Here is a 17,659-nt window from a genome sequence, read left to right as displayed (position 1 = left end):
AGAAAGACGCGAAGCATCGCGTCAACTTGAACGAAAAATGGGCTTGAACGGCTCATCGGTCGCCCATTTGGCGCGCCAACCTCGCCAGAAAACCGAATTGATCAGCGCTTCCCTAGGTCAAGATTGGCTTTGCGTGCTTTGGGAAACATTTCGCCTTCCTCTTCACCTACGTGGTGCTCAATCTGCTCGGACAGCACTTTGACTTTAGCATCGTAGAGATCCTCGTCCGCATTCATCGAGAGTATCTGTGCAATCAGATCTTTTGCCGAGGCGTGCTCGACCGTTGCTTCATCCATAAGATCGTCGTCGCCAGTCGCTTCGCGCACGGCAGGATAGAAAATTTCCTCTTCTGCAGTGGCGTGCTTGGTTAATTCCAGGCAGATTTGCGTCGCCAGCTTTTTCTTGCTCGCGCGTGAACGGTCGCTGAGTCCAGCGTATTGCTCGAACAACGCTTTGACGTTTTTGTGATCCTGTGTCAGAAGGTCAATCGCGTCTACTTGCGCGGTGTTAGCGCTACGGCCGGTAGTGGTTGCTTCAGTTGATTTCGATGTCGTAGGCATGATGTCGATTCCTCATAGTAATTAATTGGACGCGCCGCAGCACTCCCATGCATGTCTCATTTCGAACGCGAACCCGAACCGGATTTATCCTTGTCTGAGGACGACGCGGACGAGCCGGAGCCAGAACGCGGCGAGCCACCCTGGTTGCCATCGGATTTTCCGCGCGAACCGCTGTCGCTTTGCTGATTGCCATCGTTCTTGTGGCTCATGGCGCCCGCTTCGCGCGCTTCTTCGGTGGTAAACTCGTGAGCGTTACCGGAAGCATGGGCGGCGCGGCCACCCTCGGCAGCGATTTCGCGCTGCTTTGCCGGATCCATCGAGGCAAAGCCGCGGTTGCTCGTATCGCCGCTCTGCGACGACTCCGACTTGCTGCTGCCTTGGTTACCACTGCCGCCTTGCGACTGTTTGCTGGAGCTGGAACTGGCCTGCGATCCTTTGGAATTGCTGTCCGACTTGTTATTGCCGACTTGATTGCCGCCTTGCTTTGATGTAGTCATGATGATCTCCAATGTGATTGAAAAATCTGGCTAACGTTTCATCAACCGATGACGTCGTTGCCTGAAACCATGGTAGGGCGTCGGTGGTGCAATATAGTCAGGGTTTTGCCTACGTTTGCGTAGGAATACCACTCGCCGGTGAGTGGGAGCAAAGCAGCAACGCGACTAGTATTGCTGAGGTAACTTTTCAACACTTACTCTTGAAACGTGTTCACGCTCTCGCCTGTTTGCGGCTGATGGCGCGACGAGCAACATGCTATTGCTGGTCAAACGGGCGATCGCCTGTGACCATGCAGTCAGGGAAAAATTCTGTGGGTCATCATGACCATTCGCAAAACCGGTGTCGATCACGGCGTGGAAGGCGGGGATCAACCACGTGCCCTTGCGCACGCTGGCGGCGATATACAGCAGGGCCAGGCGCTCGTATTGCGCGGGTGTAAAGCCAGGATCGGGCGCCAGGCCATCGTTGCCCTTGCCGCCGCCGGGCACGGAGTGGCGCGGCTGCACCAGTTCCACGTGCAGGAACAGGCCCGTCAGTGACGGCTTGTCCTTTTCCAGCTTGCTGGCGTAGCCGGGCGTGCCAAAGTCGCGCACTTGCAAGGAGCCGCCCAGGCGGTTCACGTAGACATGGCCTTTCGGACCGCCGCCCAGCTCAGGGTTACGTAGATTGAAATCGTTGAAATCCCAGCTGGCGTCGTTGATGTGGCCGGGAATGGCGTCAAGCAAGAAATTCGGATAGCTGGTGTCGTGGATGACGAAATAGCGGGCCATCGGCGCGGCCAGCCGGCCCACGGCGCGCGACAGGGGGGCGTCGACGGCGCCGCCCACGTCCTTTTCATCGATACCGTGCGTGGCCAGGTAAGTGCGCAACTGGGCCGCTTCCAGCGTGGTTTTCTTGCCGACCAGGCTATCGAGAAACGCCGGCAGCGGCGCGCTGGCGCCCAGCCGCGCATATAGCTTGACGGGGCGCAACAAGCACGTGGCTTGCGTTCGCGCATCGCCTTTGAAGCCGCTTTTCCAGGCGGCATACGGGCAGGCGGCTTGCTTCTGGGCAGCGGCCGGCAGGGATAGGCACAGCAAGAGCAACAGGGTAGGGAGTCGTTTCATGCGGGCATTGTCGCCGCAACGCGGCTTGCGGCACAGCCACGCACGCGAAGCTGCCCCGGGAAGGGGCAGCTTTGTCTTCGGGCTTAGAAGTCCACTGACGCCGACACGACCACGGTGCGTGGGGCGCCCAGCACCAGATAGCCAGCGCCCGAGGCGCCGCCGGCGGAGGCCCAGTAGTTCTTGTCGGCCACGTTGTCCAGGCGCGCGCGCAAGGTGACGGCGCGGTCGGCGATGCTGGTCAGGTAGCGTGCGCCCAGGTCCAGGCGTGTCCAGGACGGCACTTTCTGCGTATTGGCGCCATCGATGTATTGCTTCGACGTATACAAGGTGCGTCCCGTCAAGGCCAGGCCGCGTACGCCGGGCACATCCCATTCCACACCGAAATTGAGCTGGGTAGCAGGCACGCCGATGGCATCCTTGCCCACGTTGGCAGCGTTCATGGCGCTCAGCTGCTCCGTGTCGAGCAGTGTCAGGCCGCCCAGCAGGCGCAGGCCACGGGCAGGTGTACCGAATACCGACAATTCGATGCCGCGGTTGCGCTGTTCGCCAAACACGCCGAAGATGCCGTTTTCCACATAGGCCGATGGCTGCTTGGTGGTAAACAGGGCAAGGCTGGCGCCGATGCGGCCAGCATCATACTTGACGCCGATTTCTTTCTGTTTCGACTTGTAGGGCGCGAACGCCTGGCCGACATTGGTCACACCGGTGCCAGCGGCGACCGCTCCTTTTTGCAGGCCTTCAATATAGTTGGCATAAACGGACACTTCCTTGACCGGGCGATACACCAGGCCCAGCACAGGCGTGGTGGTGCTTTCGCTGTAGCTGCTGCTATCAAACCGGACGCCCGTGTTGTAGTCGTACGAATCATCCTTGATGGTCTGGCGGCGCGCGCCTACGGTCAGCAATACCTTGTCATCGGCAAAAGCCATGGTGTCGGCAATGGCAAAGCTCGACAGCATGGTGCGTGCCGTCACCAGCGGATGCGCTAGGTCGCCGCCCATGAACCAGGTTGGCGCGGGCGCGGCTACCTGCACGGGGGCATAGATGTTCGTGCCAAAGCCTGTCATAAAATCGCTCATGCCATAGGCATTCTTCGATTGCGACCAGAAGGTGGAGGCGGTAGCGCTGATGGTATGCCCGATGGTGCCCGTGCGCAGCTTGCCGCGCACGCCGATCTCGCCCGTACGGACGCTATCGTGACGGGTATTGTCAAAGCGATAGGAACTGGCCGCGCCGGATGTACTGTTCACCGTGGGTGCTGCCAGCACGTTCGACTCGTCGCCATTACGAAAGCCCATGGCCGCCCAAGCCACGACATCCTTTGCGAGGTCGTATTCTCCGCGCAGGGTGCCGAAAGTATCGCGTTCGTTGGAGTGCGTCCAGCTCTGCGCGAAGTTGCTGCTGGCGTCAGGCGCAGCTGGCACGGCAACCCCGCTGGCCACACTGACGCTTGGGCGCGGATTGCGCAGCTTGTGTTCCTGATAGCCGGCATCGGCCGACAGGCGGAAATCGCGGCCGCGGTAATCGGCGCCGATAGAGAATACGCTCAGTTCGCGCTTTTCGCGGTCGACGGCGGTGTCGCCATCGCGCCGTACTGCATTGATGCGCACGCCGGTATTGTTGTCGGGACCGAAGCGGCGGCCGATATCGGCTGCCACATAGCCCTGGCCACCGCTTTCCGTACCGACCGTAATTTGTGTCAGCGCTGCATCGGTGGCGCGTTTGGGCACCAGATTGATGGTGCCGCCGACGCCGCCACCACCGGGCGCCGCACCATTGATGTAGCTATTCGCGCCACGGAACACTTCCACGCGTTCCAGCAACTCGGAAGCGACAAACTGGCGCGGCAGCAAGCCATACAGGCCGTTATACGCGAGGTCGTCCGAATTCACGGCGAAGCCGCGGATCATGTACATTTCCTGGAAATTGCCGAAGCCGCGCGTCACGCGCACGCCAGCATCGTTTTGCAGCACATCGCCCACGCCCTGTGCCTGCTGGTCCTGGATCAGCGCCTGCGTATAGTTGGTGCTGTTGAAGGGTGTCTCCATCATGTCGACATTGCCCAGCAAGCCCAAACGTCCGCCGCGCGCCACCTGGCCGCCTGCATACGCCTTCGGCAAGCCTTCCGCCGACGCATCGGCCGAGGCATTCACGACCACCGTGGGCATGCTTTGCGCATCGCCGGTCGGCGTGGCGGGAGTGGTCTGGGCGTGGACGGCGGCGCTGGCCAGCAGGAAGGCGGCCAGGGCGAACGGGGTAGGGGTGAGGCGGAAGGAGCGCATGGTGTTGTTTGGATATTAATGAGAATGATTATCATTATATTCCAGCGTGGCGCGCGACGTGGGAAAGTGTGAGAATGTCTTCAAAAAGTCGCCGTTTGTACAACACTTGAAGGGCCAGGCACTGGAATCTGGCGGAAAAGGGCGCGCCGAACGATACCTTGCGGATTTATTAAAGCCTATGCTTCAGTTTCGCTAGAATGGGCCATCGCGCCCGGCGCCCACAGGAAACCGCATGCCCATGCACCGCCATCTACAGTCCGCTTCCAGGCGCATGCGCATATGCCGGGGCTTGCGCTTGAGAAGCGCGGCTGTCGCGCTGATCCTGGCCATGCACGCGCTGGGCCTGTATTTCCTGCTCTTGCCGGCGCGGCAACTCAAGCAATACACGGAAGTGGCGTTCATGACCTTGCTGCCGCCCCGGCCAACGCCGCAGGCGCCACCGATGGCCTTGCCCATGCCGATGCCGGCCCCATCGCCGCGCGCGCGGGCGCCTGCGCCGCCCGCCGTCCCTGAGACGCCTGCCGCGACGGCACCAAGCATCACCGTACCCGCCGAGGAATTGCCCGAAGCGACCAGTACCGCACCGGCCGGCGCCGATTTGCGCACGCGCGCCAGGCTGGCTGCAGGCGCTGCCGACAAGGCCCTGCGTAGCGAACTGAAGCGGGACCAGCCTTGGCTGGCCACAGCCGACCTCAAGAGCGAAAGCAGCTTCCAGAAGCTGGTCGCTTCCGCCTGGCGCGGCGGCCCGATCCTCCGCGTGGAGGAATACCTGACGGCCGATGGCCGGCCCGCCACGCGCGTCGTCAGCGCCGGCGGCGCCACGTGCTATGGCCTGGCCGAGAATCCTGGCGCGGGCGCCGACCCGTTCAAGACGGGCGGCAAGGTGAAACGCGTGCCTTGCCCGGGCTAAAGACCGCGCGCAGGGCAGGGTTTAAGGCTGTTAACGGGGGATGTCATCCCCGGCTGGGCGTCAAATATGCTAAGTTGCGTCTGCAAATCTTGTCGACACCAACCCGGACGCCCATGCTCCCCGAACTCCTCATCCTCGCACCCAGCCCGTCGGCTGCCGTCACTGCCCAGCTGGAACAGCAATATAGCTGCCACCATGCCTGGCAAGTGCCGGCGCAAGAACGCCACGCCTGGCTGGCCCAGCGCGCGCCCGCCATCCGCGCCGTCGTCACGACGGGCGCGCTGGGCTTGAACGCCGCCGACATGGCCCTGTTACCAAAGCTGGAAATCGTCGCCGTGAATGGCGTCGGACTCGATGGCGTGGCGCTCGACCAGGCGCGCGCGCGCGGCATCGCCGTCACCACCACGCCCAAGGTGTTGACCGATGACGTGGCCGACGTGGCGCTGGCCTTGCTGCTGGCCAGCACGCGGCATATCGTGGCGCTCGACCGTTTCGTGCGCGATGGCGGCTGGGAACGCCGCGAAGCCATCGCCCCCGCGTCCAGCCTGCGCGGCAAGACGGCCGGCATCTTCGGTTTCGGCCAGATCGGGCAAGCCATCGCGCTGCGCCTGGCCGCCTTCGGTGTCAAGGTCCGCTACTTCCAGCCGCGTGCCATTGCCGGCACCAGCGTGCCGCGCGCGCAATCCCTGCTGGCTCTGGCGCAGGAAAGCGATGTCCTGATCGTCTGCGCGCCGGGTACGCCGGCCACGCGTCAGATCATCGACCGCAGCGTGCTTGACGCGCTCGGTCCGCAAGGCACCCTGATCAACATCGCCCGTGGCGCCCTCATCGACGAAGACGCCATGATCGCCGCCCTGCAGGATGGCCACCTGGGCGCGGCCGGCCTCGACGTGTTTGCGGACGAACCGCGCGTGCCAGCCGCCCTGCGCGCCTTGCCGAACGTGGTGCTGACGCCGCACGTGGGCAGCCTGACGGTGGAAACGCGCCATGCGATGGGGCAGCTGGTGGTGGATAATCTGGCCGCGCACTTTGCCGGCTTGCCGCTATTGACGCCAGTAAAATGATAAGGCCCAGGATGAACCGTTTTAATCAAGCATGAATGAAAGAGTAGCCATGGAATTAAGAAAATCGCTGTTGCGCACGCGCGGCGGACAGGACAGCGGCAAGGTGGGCATGATCGAGCTGTTCTTCGACCTCGTGTTCGTGTTTGCCGTCACGCAACTCTCGCACGGTTTGCTGGCGCACCTGAGCGCCGTGGGCTGGCTGCAGACGGGCTTGCTGCTGCTGGCCGTCTGGTGGGTGTGGATCTTTACGTCGTGGATCACCAACTGGCTCGACCCCGAGCGCATACCCGTGCGTATCAGCCTGTTTGCCATGATGCTGGGCGGCCTGATCATGTCGGCTTCGATTCCGGAAGCGTTCGGCACGCGGGGCCTGGCGTTTGCGGGCGCGTATGTCGCCATGCAGGTGGGGCGTCCCCTGTTTGCCTGGTGGGCCGTGCGCAATGACACCGTGGCGCGCCGCCGCAATTTCCAGCGCATCGCCCTGTGGGCCGTGCTGTCCGGCATCTTCTGGATCGGCGGCGGCATCGCGTCACCCGAGCAGCGCATCTTCTGGTGGGGACTGGCACTGGCGATCGACCTGGCCGGCCCATGGATGCAGTTCGGCCTGCCTGGCCTGGGCCGTTCAACGATAGCCGACTGGGATGTCGATGGCAGCCACATGGCCGAACGCTGCGGCCTGTTCGTCATCATCGCCCTGGGTGAATCCTTGCTGGTGACGGGCGCCACCTTCGCGGGGCTGGAATGGACAGCCGCCAACTGGCTGGGCTTTTTGTCGGCCCTGGTCGGCAGTATCGCCATGTGGTGGATCTACTTTGACACGGGCGCCGAGGCGGGCCATCACCGCATCGCCCATTCGAAGGATCCGGGCCGTATCGCCCGCAAGGCTTACACGTATATCCACGTGCTGATCGTGGGCGGCGTGATCGTCTGTGCCGTGGCCGACGAACTGGCCCTCGTGCATCCGGACGAAGCGAGTTTCGCCGGCATCAGCGCCTTGCTGGGCGGGCCGATCCTGTATCTGTTGGGCAATGCGCTGTTCAAATGGGTCAGCAGCGAGCGCGCCGCGCCGCCGCTGTCGCATCTGCTGGGCATCTTGATCATCCTGGCGCTGATCCCGATGGCCTACGGAAGGCTGTATTCACCGCTGACCCTGGCCTGCATCACCAGCTGCGTGCTGGTACTGGTCGCCGTGTGGGAACATATGGCGCTGCGCCGTCCGCCCCCGGATATCGATCCCTGATGCCTGCTTGAACTTAGCCGGGCGGCGCAATGCCGTCCGGATCGCTGCGCGTATCGAGCTGCAGCTGCAAAAATGCCAGGTCCAGCCAGGCGCCGAACTTGGTGCCGACTTGGCGCATCAAACCCACTTCCGCAAAGCCCAGTTGCTTGTGCAGGGTGATCGAGGCGGCGTTGCCCGCCTCGATGCCCGCCACCATGACGTGCTTGCCCAGGCCGCGCGCCCGCGCGATCAGTTCCCCCATCAAGGCCTTGCCGACGCCGGCACCGCGGCGATCTGCGCGCACATACACGGAATGCTCGACCGTATGGCGAAAACCCTCGAACGGGCGCCAGTCGCCGAACGAGGCGTAGCCAGCGACAGTTCCTTCCGCATCGATGGCGACCAGCACCGGATAGCCGGCCCGCTGGCGGTCGGCCAGCCAGGCGGCGCGGTTGGCCGCATCGACCGTGCGTTCATTCCAGATGGCCAGGGTGTTGCTGACGGCATCGTTGTATATGGCCGTGATGGCCTCGATGTCGCCCGCTTGGGCGTCGCGTATCTGCATGTTGCTCTCCTCGTCAAGCGTCCACTATAATGGACAAATGATAGATTGACGCCCAGCCCTTGTCCAATATAATTCGAATGGAAGCTGATAAATGTCCACCAAACCAGACGAGTTGAACCAGCGCATCGGCGCCAGGGTGCGCCTTGAGCGTGAAAACCTGGGCTGGTCGCTGACGCAGTTGGCGGCCCGCTCGGGCGTGTCGCGCGCGATGGTGCACAAGGTGGAGCGGGGCGATTGCAGCCCCACGGCCACCTTGCTGGCGCGGCTGTCGGGCGCCTTCGGCCTGAGCATGTCCGAACTGATCGCCCGCGCCGAGATGCGCGCGGGGCGCTTGCTGCGCCAGGCTGACCAGCCCGTGTGGATCGATCCGCAGAGCGGCTATGTGCGGCGGCACGTGTCGCCCGCGTCCGACATGCCGCTCGACCTCGTGCATATTAGCTTGCCGCCGGGCGCCGTGGTGGCCATGCCGGCCGCCGCCTACGTGGCGCGGCGACAACTCATATGGTCGCTGATCGGCAGTCTCGTCTTCATCGAAGGCGATACGCGCCACGTGCTGGACGCGGGCGACTGCCTGGAACTGGGGCCGCCCGCCGACTGCGTGTTCTGCAATGAAACGGCTGTCGCCTGCACCTACGCCGTGGCGGTATTGAAAAACTGAGGTCTAGCCAGCGTTACAGCGCAACAGCGCGCAGCTGCGCAATGAAGGCGCGCGCGGCGGGCGCCTGTTCGTGGCGGCGGAAGGCAGCGGCGATTTCCGAGCTGATCTGCGGTCCTTGCAGCTCACGGAACACCACGCCGGGCAATTGCACGCTGGCCATCACGGAATGGGGCACGATGGCGCAGCCCACGCCCAGCGATACTTCCGTCAGCACGGCCACCAGGCTGCCCGGGCGCGACACCACCTGCGCCGCAAAGCCGCCGCGCCGGCTAAACTCAACGGTGCCCAATTCCTGTTCCGGCACGATGAAGGCCTGCTGCGCCAGCGCCGCCGGCCCCGCCACATCAAGCAAGGCCAGCGGGCTGTCGGCCGGCACGGCCAGCACGAAGCGGTCGCGCAGCAAGACCACGCTATCGCTGCCATCCGGCAAGTGCAGGGGCGGGCGCACGAACGCCAGGTCGACGCGGCCCTGATCCAGCAAGCCGGGCAGGGCATCCATCGCGTATTCGCGCGCGCTGATGTGGATGCCCGGGTGGCTGGCGCGAAAGCGGGCGAACTGGTCTTGCAGCACGCCTGAGTATGCGGCCGAAGCCACGTAGCCGATTTCCAGCCGTCCCAGTTCGCCCCGTCCCGCCCGCCGCGCCACGTCCTGCGCCTGCGCCAGCTGCCCCAGCGCGCGCGCAGCCTCGATGACGAACAATTCCCCGGCCGCCGTCAGGGCCACGGCGCGCTTGCTGCGCTGAAACAAGCGCGTACCCAGCAACTGTTCCGTTTCCTGCACCTGTTTGGTCAGCGCGGGCGGCGAAATGCCCAGTTCCGCCGCGGCCCGCGCGAAATGCAGGCTGTGCGCCACGGCCAGTACGCAGCGGAAATGCCGCAATTCCATGTCTTTGTCTGTATTCACCATGAGTAAATTATAAGGCGCTTGTCTTATAACAAGAAATAATGTCGGCCTGCTTACAATCGTGGCATGAAAAATTCCAACTGGACCTTGTATACCTGCTCGGGCGTGTGCGCGCTGATCATGCTCGACACCAACGTCGTGGCCGTCTCCTTGCCATCGATTGCCCGCTCGCTGAACGCCAGCTTCGTCGATGTGGAATGGGTGGTCAGCGCCTACATGCTGGCGTTCGCCTCGTTTTTGCTACCGGCCGGCAGCATCGCCGACCGCCTGGGACGGCGCAGGGTCATGCTGTTCGGCCTGTCCGTGTTCGCACTGGCGTCCCTGCTGTGTGGCCTGGCGTGGACGCCGTTCGTGCTCAATGTGGCGCGCGCCATCAAGGGCCTGGGCGCGGCGCTGCTGCTGACCTCCGCGCTGGCCGTCATCGGCCACACCTTTCATGCGGAAAAGGAGAGGGCGCGCGCCTGGTCCGTGTGGGGCGCGGCCATGGGCGTGGCCATGACAGTGGCGCCCCTGCTGGGCGGCCTGATCACGAGCGCCATCAACTGGCGCTGGATTTTCTACTTGAACCTGCCCGTCGTGGCCATATTGATGCTGCTCGTACGCAAGCACGTGGATGAGTCGAAGGATGCCTCGAACGCCAGTTTCGACCCGTTGGGGGCGCTGCTGTTTTCCGCCGGTCTGTTCTGCATCATCTGGGGTTTGATCGATGCCAGCGTGGCGCTCTGGTCCAGCCGCGCCACTGTGCTGCGCTTTTTGGCCGGCGCAGCGCTGCTGGTGGTGTTCGTGCTGGTGGAGCGGCACCAGCGCGCGCCGATGGTCGATTTGTCCCTGTTTGGCCGCCGCGTGTTTGTCGGCGCCGTGCTGGGCATGTTCGGCTACGCCATTGCCGCGCAAGTGATGATGACGTTTCTGCCCCTGTATTTGCAGAATGCCTTCGGCTTTTCCGCCGTGCTGGCCGGCTGCGCCATGCTGCCGTTTGCCGTGGCCATGGTGGTGCTGTCGCGCCTGGCACCGCGCGCCATGCGCCATCTGGACGACCGTGGCATCCTCGTAACGGGTCTGCTGATCGTCGCCGTCGGCAACGTCGCCACGGCCTTTGCCGCCGCCAGTTTGCAGTACGGCTGGGTAGCGGGCGGCATGATAGTCACGGGCGCGGGGGCGGGATTGCTGAACGGCACGACGCAAAAAGCCATCCTTGCCTGCATCCCCCGCGAGCGCACGGGCATGGGTTCAGGCATCAGCACCACCACGCGCTTTGTCGGCATCGTGCTGGCCGTGGGCGCGCTGGGCGCCGTGCTGGCCATGCGCACGGCGGCCGCGTTCGAGAAGCTGGCGTGGTTGCATGGCTTGAAGGCCTCGCCCGAGATGATAGGGCGCATCGTCGCCGGCAACGCGGCCGAGGCTTTCGGCCAGCTGCCACCCGCCATGCAGGCCGTGGCGCAGGAAGCGGCGCGCCATGCCTTCATCGACGGTTTTGCCAGCGTGCTGTACCTGGCTGGCGGCCTGGCTGGCGTGGTGGCGGCGCTGGTGTTTGTGCTGGCCAGGCCGGTGCAAAAAGTGGGGAAAGTGTAACTGTTCATCCATATTCAAGTACACGGACTTTGCCTGTAATATGATGCCATAAGGAAATACATGGCAATCATACAATCACCACAGGTAATCGCATGTGTAGGAAACGCATCATCGTCACCAGCGTGCTGGTGGCAGTCATCGGCGTGACCGCTCCCCTGAGCCTGGTCTTTTATCTGTCGTCCATGCACGCCGAGCAGGGCGAGCAGGAACGCCTGCGCCTGCTCGCCGGCTACGCGCTCGAGCGCGCCCACCGTTCCATCGCCTCGGCCAGCATGGCCCTGCGCAGCGCCGATGCGCTGGACCTGGCGCCGTGCTCGGAAGCGCATGTCCAGCAATTGCGCCGCATCACCATCAGCACGCGCAGCATCGACGATATCGGCTATGTGGAAAACGGTTTGCTGAAATGCACGTCGACCGGAGTCGAGGACGAGCGCATCGCCATCACGCCCGCCGATTTCATCATGGACAATGGCATGGGCCTCGATTTCAACCTGCGCCCCGTCGTCAGCGGCGGCAAGCGCATGGTGGGGCTGTCCTACCGCGCCTATAAGGTGCTGATCGATCCCGTGCGCTTTTCCGACCTCATCGTCGACAGCGATATCCAGATGGCCGTGGCCATCGGCAAGGGCGGCGTGCTCGACACCTTGCACCATCCGGACCCAGCGCTGGTGCAGGCCTTGCTCGCCGGCCAGCCAGAAGCGGACAGCGCCACGCGCGAAGGCAGCATCCATGCGACGCTGTACCGCGATGGCTTGACGGCCGTCATGATTGAGCCGCGTAGCAAGCTGAACGACAGGCTGCGGCGCGAACAGCTGCTGCTCCTGCCGCTGGGCTTGCTGATGGCCGCTTTGATCGTCGGCATCGTCGTGTGGCTGTCGCGGTGCCGCCTGTCCCTGACGGGCGAACTCAAGATCGCCATCGAGCGGCGCGAATTCTTTGTCCATTATCAAGCCATCATCGCCCTCGACACGGGCGCGTGCGTGGGCGCCGAAGCGCTGATACGCTGGCGCCGTCCTGATGGCAGCATGATACGGCCAGACCTGTTCATCCCCGTGGCCGAGGAAACCGAGCTGATACTGCCCATCACCGACCAGGTGATAGCTTGCGTTATTGCCGACATGCGCGACGCGCTGCTGGCCGACCGCGCGCTGCACATCGCCATCAACCTGTGCGCCAGCGACATCGAAACGGGCCGGGTGCTCGGGGTGCTGGAACGCTCGCTGGCCGGCACCGGCATCGAGGCGCAGCAAATCTGGCTGGAAGCGACGGAGCGGGGCTTCATCAACGTGGAAGCGGCCCGCGCCACCATTGAAGAAGCCCGTGCACGGGGCCATTTGGTGGCCATCGACGACTTCGGCATGGGATACTCTAGCCTGGCTAGCCTGCAAAACCTGCCGCTCGACAACTTGAAAATCGATAAATTCTTCGTCGACACCATCGGCACGGACGCCGCCACCAGCAGCGTCACGCCGCACATCATCGCCATGGCCCGCACCTTGAACATGCGGATCGTGGCCGAAGGCATCGAAACCCAGCAGCAAGCCGATTATTTGCTGGAGCGCAAAGTCGAATTCGGCCAGGGCTGGCTGTTTGCCAAAGCGCTGCCGGCTGCCGAGTTCCTAACCTTTTACCGGGCGCGCCGCGCGCCATCGTCCACATGAAACAGCCACGCTTTCCCTATCCCTTGCAGCCGCTGCGCGTACCGGGCGGCTGGCACATTACCGTCAATACCCTGTTCGACGTGGAGCCAAGCCCGGACACCATGGAATGGTTCAGCAGCGCACTGCTGCTGTGGGGCAGCTGCCGCGACAGCGGTTACTGCTTCAACTCGCATTTTGAACCTGAGGACGATCCACAGGGCGAATTCGTGCTGGAAATGGGCAAGGTGGAATACGACCGCCACGGCAAGATCGTCCAGGGCAGCGACGCCTTCCTGGGCGAGTTCCGCACGCGCAGCAGGGCGGCGTTTGTCGAGCGGGTCGAGCAATTCATGCAAGACCCCGCAGCTTGAGTTTTACGGTTTGCGCGGCAGGAACACTTCCTGTCCGCCTTGCCTGAGCATGGCGCTGGCGATCTTGCCCTTGGCGTCGCGCGTAAACGCCAGCTCTGCCTCGATGGCGCGGAAGAAAAATCAGTCTTTCGTGCTGGCAAACAAGGGGCCGAGCCGACACCCGTGCCGGCCGCTTCCAGTCCCTGCTTGCCCAGGCTCACCGTCAACGGGAATTCATTGCCCAGCGGATACTCGCCCACATAGTCGGCCACGTAGTGTGCCAACCTTGCGCGTGGCAGCTCGATGGCGGCCTGCGGCTTTTTCAGCGGCTAGACGGCGCTGTCCTTGCCGTCGATCAGGGCGATGACGATGCTAGCGTGCATGCCGAGCATAGGCCGATTACATGAAGGTTGCCTGAGTTTTTTGTCACCATTGCAATACTGATAAGTTGCTCGCCGCAGGGGCTTCCAGCAAACCCGCCAGCTGCGCCCGCATGTCGTTGGACATGGATTGCAGCAATTGGCCGCGCCGGCGCGCATCGGCGCGTTTCTTTGACGGCACGTCGGCCAGGTCCGGCGCCCGGTAGGGGGCGCAGGGCAGGTGATAATTGCCGTCGCGCATGCGCAAGGCGTGCAATTCCTGCCACGCCAGATCGTAATCGGCGGCGATATGGCGGCGCCGGCGCGCATTCAGGGCGATGCGGTTGTCATTGCTGATCAAAAACACGTTATTACAGGCAAAAAAATCGCCGAAATCGCGCAAGGCCGTCACCATCAGGTTTTTCGGGCGGCAACCGTGCAGCGCCCGCGTGGCCGCTTTCACGGCTTGCGCGCCCGCTTCCGAGCGCAAGCCTTGCAGCGCGCCCAGCTGCAGGGACACGCCATCGGCGCGCGGCAGGAACAGAAAGCTGGCCAGATAGAATGCCTGGCCATCGCGCGTCAGGCGCAGGCACAATTCTCCTTCGCGGTGGCTGTCGTGGATGGCCGTCAGTTGCAAGCGGTACCGTGCCCCATCCTTGCCTTCGAACGCGGCCAGCACCACGGGCTGGCGCGCGGCCTGCTCGACCAGCGCGCGTGCGCCAAGCTGCCAGAGGAAGCGGTAATGTCCTTCCAGCAAGGCCAGGCGATCCGCGCAACCGAGCTGGCGCGAGGCGTACGGCCGGTAAATTTTGAAGTGCAGACAAGGGTGCAATTGCGCCAGGCAATGCAAGCCGGGCATGCTGCCCAAGAAGGCTTGCCAGCGCGTGCGCTGGCGGGGAAAGAAGAGGGCGCCCAGCGCCGCTTTCAGGCGGTGTCCGCTGGCGGAAGGTGGTGGCACGGCGGGTGGCAAGGTGGCGCCGTGGCGCAGGGGTAAAGCAATGTCTTTCATGATTCAGCCGGAAAAATGGCAGGCGCTGCACAATCAGAGCCTTGCCAATCTGAATGCTACGCGGGCCAGGTGAAGTTCATATTAAGAAGCTGTTTTCATTTAGAGGATGACAACTAAACATTTGCCTTTTAGTAATGCTGACGCTTATTCTCCCTGCTCGCCAACCCGATGACTGATACCTTTCATGAAACACCGCCAATTGCTTGCCATTCCCCTGCTCGCCGCCGCTCTGGCCACCCAGGCGCAAGAGCGCACGGGCGATCCTTTGGCGCCACTGGCGCAATGCATCCACCGCAGCGAGTTCCAGTTCCGTCAGCAAGACCGCTTGCCCGCGCATGTGACGACGCGCAGCGTCAAGCTGGCGACGGGAGAAGGCCAAATATCGGTGGCCGACGGCTATCGGCTGATGTTGTTCCACAAGGGCAGTTTGCCCTTCGTGAATCTGAAAATTGAACGCAGCGCCGAAGGCCGGTTTGCCGCCGACCGCGACACCATCGTGGCACAAATGCAGCAGATGTCCGCCAACAGCAAGCCGCCCCAGCTGGTGCCGCTGGAAACGGACACGCGCCAGGGCGTGGAAGTGCTAGGATTGAACAACCCGAAAATCACGCAATCGTCCGGCGTGATCAGTTTATACACTTTGCTGCATGCCGCCAGCGGGACGGTCGCCAGCGCCTATCTGCTCAACCAGCCAGCGGACAAGCGGGAATTCGCGACGGATGCGCAGTACCAGGCCTTGCGCGACCAGTTTCTTGCCTCGCTGGTCGCCTGCATGGCCGATACGGCGCAGTGAGGCAGGCGGACAGAGGCAGGCCACGATAAGAAATCACCGCCATGAACATAGCAGAGCCAGGCCACAGTCCCGGAACGGCGCGGCGTTCAAAGCGCTGATACGCGCTGCCGTGGCCGCAATTACGTCACCCACACCGAAGCGAACGAACATTTGAGACATTATTTGTATATCTGGCATGACCCGGCCGAGCGCATGCTGGTCGCTTCCGGCATCGAATTCAAGGATTTCTTGCCGGCCCTCAGCATGGCTGACGGCATTGTGCTGCGCCAGGGCAGCGCCGGCACGCCCAGGAAACCTGCCAGCTACCAGATCTTGACGCATCAGCAACTGCCAGCCCTGGCGCATGAGGATATGTCTGCCTGCGGCAGCCATGCCTGGGCCGATTGGCAAGGTGCAGCACCCGCTTCCCACGATGTGGACGTGGCCGCGATGCTCGACCACCGTGGCGCACGCGGTCCGCTGCCCGCCTTGCGCGGCCGCTTTCTCGCCTTTGTCCACGACGACGGCTGGTATCTGAAACTATTCTATGCGGCGTGGGAAGACGTGGCGGCCTTGCTTACCGGCGCCATCCCGCCAAGCTTGGGCGCGCTCGATATGCATGCGCTGCAACAGGGAGGCGATGGCTACTGGCTGCAAGATGGCATACTCGACCTTGAGCTGGCAAGCCACGACATCGACAGCGTGCTGAACCGCCGCCTGTAGCAGCTGCAGGCCGATACGGGGCCGCCACCTGTACCCCAGAGCGAGGGTGATGCTTCAGCGCTGTGCTTGCCTGCGCCGGTAGCGGCGCGAGGGCCGCCCGGATGGCATCGCCTGGCGCATCGTAGCGGGTGTCGATGCCGCGATGTCCGGGATGACTGTCTAGTCCAGCAGTGAGCGTGTAGCATTGCCGCTCCCGGCGCCGGAAGATCTCCCATTGTTTTCTGGCCAGGCCCGTCCGGGGAGGGGTATCGTAATATCCCACAGCATATAAACAGGTTCAAGCATCACGTTTCTCCTTGCTATCCATGAGCAAGGCCAGTCTGGCCGCCATGCCGGCATTCTCGCGCAACAAGCCGTCGCGCTCCAGCGCCAGGCTTGCCGCCTTCTGCTGCGACGCCTGTGTATTTTCCGCCAGCATGTCGAGCTGGCGGTCTTGCGCGGCCAGCGCCACTTTGGCGTCGTTCAGCGCCAGCAAAGCTGTATCGAGTTTGGCCAGCAGGGCGTCGGCCGAGGCGGCCGCCTGTAAATATTGAAACTCGAACTGGTCGCGCTCGGGGCGCACGGTGGCCAGCGCTGCGCGGTCAGCGGCCGCTTCATCAGCCAGGCGCGCGTGTTCCGCCTGCAGCTGCGCCAAGTGCATGTCTTGCTGCACCAAAGTCGTTTGCTGGCCCTGCAAACGCTGCTGCAGCTGGGCGTTATCCTGTTCCAGCCGACTTTCCCGTTGCTGCGCCTGAGCCCGTTCCTCGCTGCGCTGGGTGGCGGCCGCTTCCTGGTAATGGTCAAACTGCGAACGCACCTGCGCCAACTGGCGATTGAGCGCCGCGATTTCCTCACCCCGGTCGGCCAGGCGCTGCGCCAGGCCCGCGTTATCGCTGTGCAAGGTGGCCAGGGTGACGGCGCGAAAATGGTGCTCTTCCTTCAGCTGCGCCAGCGCATGTTGGGTGGCGCGTAATTCCTGGGTCAGGGCGGCGCGCGCCTCCGTCAGTTTCCAGCGCTCCGTTTCCGTCTTCTTCAGTTTTTCCAGCGCCGCGTCGAGTTCGGCGCGGTTCTGCTGCATGCCCGTTTCCAGCTGCTGCGCCACATCGCGCTGCTGCTTCTCATACACGCCGCGCATCGCTTCCATCAGCTCGGCCGGCAAGCCCGCCTCCGTCTTCACGGCGTCCGCACCGTGGAACTCTTCCTTCCAGCGTTTCAACAGGGGTGCGATGGTGCTCTTGCTGCCCGTGCTGCCCAGCGCTACACGCACGCTGTCGACCGTGGGATTGCGCCCATCGGCCGCGACGATTTGGGCTGCTTTCATAACATCAGAGTACAAAATGCCGGTGCGGGCCATAAAATCACCTATGAGCGAAATTTAGTAATGTATTACATGATACGTTATAACGAATAATATTACGATATAAATTTTGCTTGTTTTTAAAAAATATAAGTAGCGATAAGATCGCTTATCGCGGGTTATGGTGGTGGT

General features: G+C 63.1%; 17 protein-coding genes. 9 read left to right on the top strand and 8 right to left on the bottom strand.

Features of this window, described 5'->3' with window-relative positions; translation table 11 throughout:
• Positions 1 to 101 precede the first annotated feature (101 nt).
• The 4 genes from ACQ4WS_RS21215 to ACQ4WS_RS21200 form a co-directional block, all read right to left on the bottom strand.
• Positions 102 to 560 carry a hemerythrin domain-containing protein gene (locus ACQ4WS_RS21215; protein ID WP_436478998.1) on the bottom strand — a complete coding sequence of 153 codons (459 nt, stop codon included), beginning with the start codon at positions 558 to 560 and terminating at the stop codon, positions 102 to 104.
• Positions 561 to 616: 56 nt separating this feature from the next.
• Positions 617 to 1,057 carry a KGG domain-containing protein gene (locus ACQ4WS_RS21210; protein WP_436478997.1) on the bottom strand — a complete coding sequence of 147 codons (441 nt, stop codon included), beginning with the start codon at positions 1,055 to 1,057 and terminating at the stop codon, positions 617 to 619.
• A gap of 165 nt (positions 1,058 to 1,222) precedes the next feature.
• On the bottom strand, positions 1,223 to 2,164 hold the full coding sequence (locus tag ACQ4WS_RS21205) for a hypothetical protein (protein ID WP_436478996.1): 942 nt from the start codon (positions 2,162 to 2,164) through the stop codon (positions 1,223 to 1,225).
• A gap of 83 nt (positions 2,165 to 2,247) precedes the next feature.
• Complete coding sequence (locus ACQ4WS_RS21200; protein WP_436478995.1) at positions 2,248 to 4,446, bottom strand: TonB-dependent receptor; 2,199 nt, start codon at positions 4,444 to 4,446, stop codon at positions 2,248 to 2,250.
• A gap of 289 nt (positions 4,447 to 4,735) precedes the next feature.
• Between ACQ4WS_RS21200 and ACQ4WS_RS21195 the strand changes: the two genes are divergently transcribed.
• From ACQ4WS_RS21195 to ACQ4WS_RS21185, 3 genes are all read left to right on the top strand, one after another.
• Positions 4,736 to 5,356, top strand: coding sequence for a hypothetical protein (locus ACQ4WS_RS21195; RefSeq protein WP_436478994.1), 621 nt, complete (start codon positions 4,736 to 4,738; stop codon positions 5,354 to 5,356).
• 113 nt (positions 5,357 to 5,469) lie between these two features.
• Positions 5,470 to 6,420: a 2-hydroxyacid dehydrogenase gene (locus tag ACQ4WS_RS21190; protein ID WP_436478993.1), complete on the top strand. Its 951-nt coding sequence runs from the start codon at positions 5,470 to 5,472 to the stop codon at positions 6,418 to 6,420.
• A 49-nt stretch (positions 6,421 to 6,469) separates the two neighbouring features.
• Entirely contained in the window at positions 6,470 to 7,660 is a 1,191-nt protein-coding gene (locus tag ACQ4WS_RS21185; RefSeq protein ID WP_436478992.1) for a low temperature requirement protein A, read from the top strand.
• A gap of 13 nt (positions 7,661 to 7,673) precedes the next feature.
• Here ACQ4WS_RS21185 and ACQ4WS_RS21180 read toward each other — a convergent pair whose 3' ends face one another.
• Positions 7,674 to 8,204: a GNAT family N-acetyltransferase gene (locus ACQ4WS_RS21180; protein ID WP_436478991.1), complete on the bottom strand. Its 531-nt coding sequence runs from the start codon at positions 8,202 to 8,204 to the stop codon at positions 7,674 to 7,676.
• A 91-nt stretch (positions 8,205 to 8,295) separates the two neighbouring features.
• Here ACQ4WS_RS21180 and ACQ4WS_RS21175 point away from each other — a divergent pair, with 91 nt between their 5' ends.
• Positions 8,296 to 8,862: a helix-turn-helix domain-containing protein gene (locus tag ACQ4WS_RS21175; protein WP_436478990.1), complete on the top strand. Its 567-nt coding sequence runs from the start codon at positions 8,296 to 8,298 to the stop codon at positions 8,860 to 8,862.
• Between the two features lie 13 nt (positions 8,863 to 8,875).
• Here the strand turns inward: ACQ4WS_RS21175 and ACQ4WS_RS21170 are convergent, their stop codons facing one another.
• The gene (locus ACQ4WS_RS21170; protein WP_436478989.1) at positions 8,876 to 9,769 is read right to left on the bottom strand and encodes a LysR family transcriptional regulator; all 894 of its coding nucleotides are present in this window, start codon (positions 9,767 to 9,769) and stop codon (positions 8,876 to 8,878) included.
• Between the two features lie 63 nt (positions 9,770 to 9,832).
• Between ACQ4WS_RS21170 and ACQ4WS_RS21165 the strand changes: the two genes are divergently transcribed.
• The 3 genes from ACQ4WS_RS21165 to ACQ4WS_RS21155 all read left to right on the top strand — a co-directional run bounded on the left by ACQ4WS_RS21165 (position 9,833) and on the right by ACQ4WS_RS21155 (position 13,349).
• Positions 9,833 to 11,338, top strand: a complete 1,506-nt coding sequence (locus tag ACQ4WS_RS21165; RefSeq protein ID WP_436478988.1) for an MFS transporter — start codon at positions 9,833 to 9,835, stop codon at positions 11,336 to 11,338.
• Positions 11,339 to 11,430: 92 nt separating this feature from the next.
• Positions 11,431 to 12,999 (top strand): EAL domain-containing protein, encoded by a 1,569-nt coding sequence (locus ACQ4WS_RS21160; protein WP_436478987.1) that lies wholly within the window; start codon positions 11,431 to 11,433, stop codon positions 12,997 to 12,999.
• A complete protein-coding gene (locus ACQ4WS_RS21155) occupies positions 12,996 to 13,349 on the top strand; it encodes a hypothetical protein (protein WP_436478986.1) in 354 nt (117 codons plus the stop codon). Before ACQ4WS_RS21160 ends, ACQ4WS_RS21155 begins: the two co-directional genes overlap by 4 nt.
• A 405-nt stretch (positions 13,350 to 13,754) precedes the next feature.
• Here ACQ4WS_RS21155 and ACQ4WS_RS21150 read toward each other — a convergent pair whose 3' ends face one another.
• On the bottom strand, positions 13,755 to 14,696 hold the full coding sequence (locus tag ACQ4WS_RS21150; RefSeq protein WP_436478985.1) for a VirK/YbjX family protein: 942 nt from the start codon (positions 14,694 to 14,696) through the stop codon (positions 13,755 to 13,757).
• 184 nt (positions 14,697 to 14,880) lie between these two features.
• Here ACQ4WS_RS21150 and ACQ4WS_RS21145 point away from each other — a divergent pair, with 184 nt between their 5' ends.
• Complete coding sequence (locus tag ACQ4WS_RS21145) at positions 14,881 to 15,489, top strand: hypothetical protein (RefSeq protein ID WP_436478984.1); 609 nt, start codon at positions 14,881 to 14,883, stop codon at positions 15,487 to 15,489.
• A 162-nt stretch (positions 15,490 to 15,651) separates the two neighbouring features.
• Positions 15,652 to 16,191, top strand: a complete 540-nt coding sequence (locus tag ACQ4WS_RS21140) for a hypothetical protein (protein ID WP_436478983.1) — start codon at positions 15,652 to 15,654, stop codon at positions 16,189 to 16,191.
• Positions 16,192 to 16,468: 277 nt separating this feature from the next.
• Here the strand turns inward: ACQ4WS_RS21140 and ACQ4WS_RS21135 are convergent, their stop codons facing one another.
• Positions 16,469 to 17,491, bottom strand: a complete 1,023-nt coding sequence (locus ACQ4WS_RS21135) for a DNA-binding protein (RefSeq protein WP_436478982.1) — start codon at positions 17,489 to 17,491, stop codon at positions 16,469 to 16,471.
• Positions 17,492 to 17,659 lie beyond the last annotated feature (168 nt).

The organism is Janthinobacterium leeuwenhoeki (assembly GCF_051380795.1).
Taxonomy (GTDB): domain Bacteria; phylum Pseudomonadota; class Gammaproteobacteria; order Burkholderiales; family Burkholderiaceae_D; genus Janthinobacterium.
This window is presented reverse-complemented; position numbering and strand designations above follow the sequence as displayed.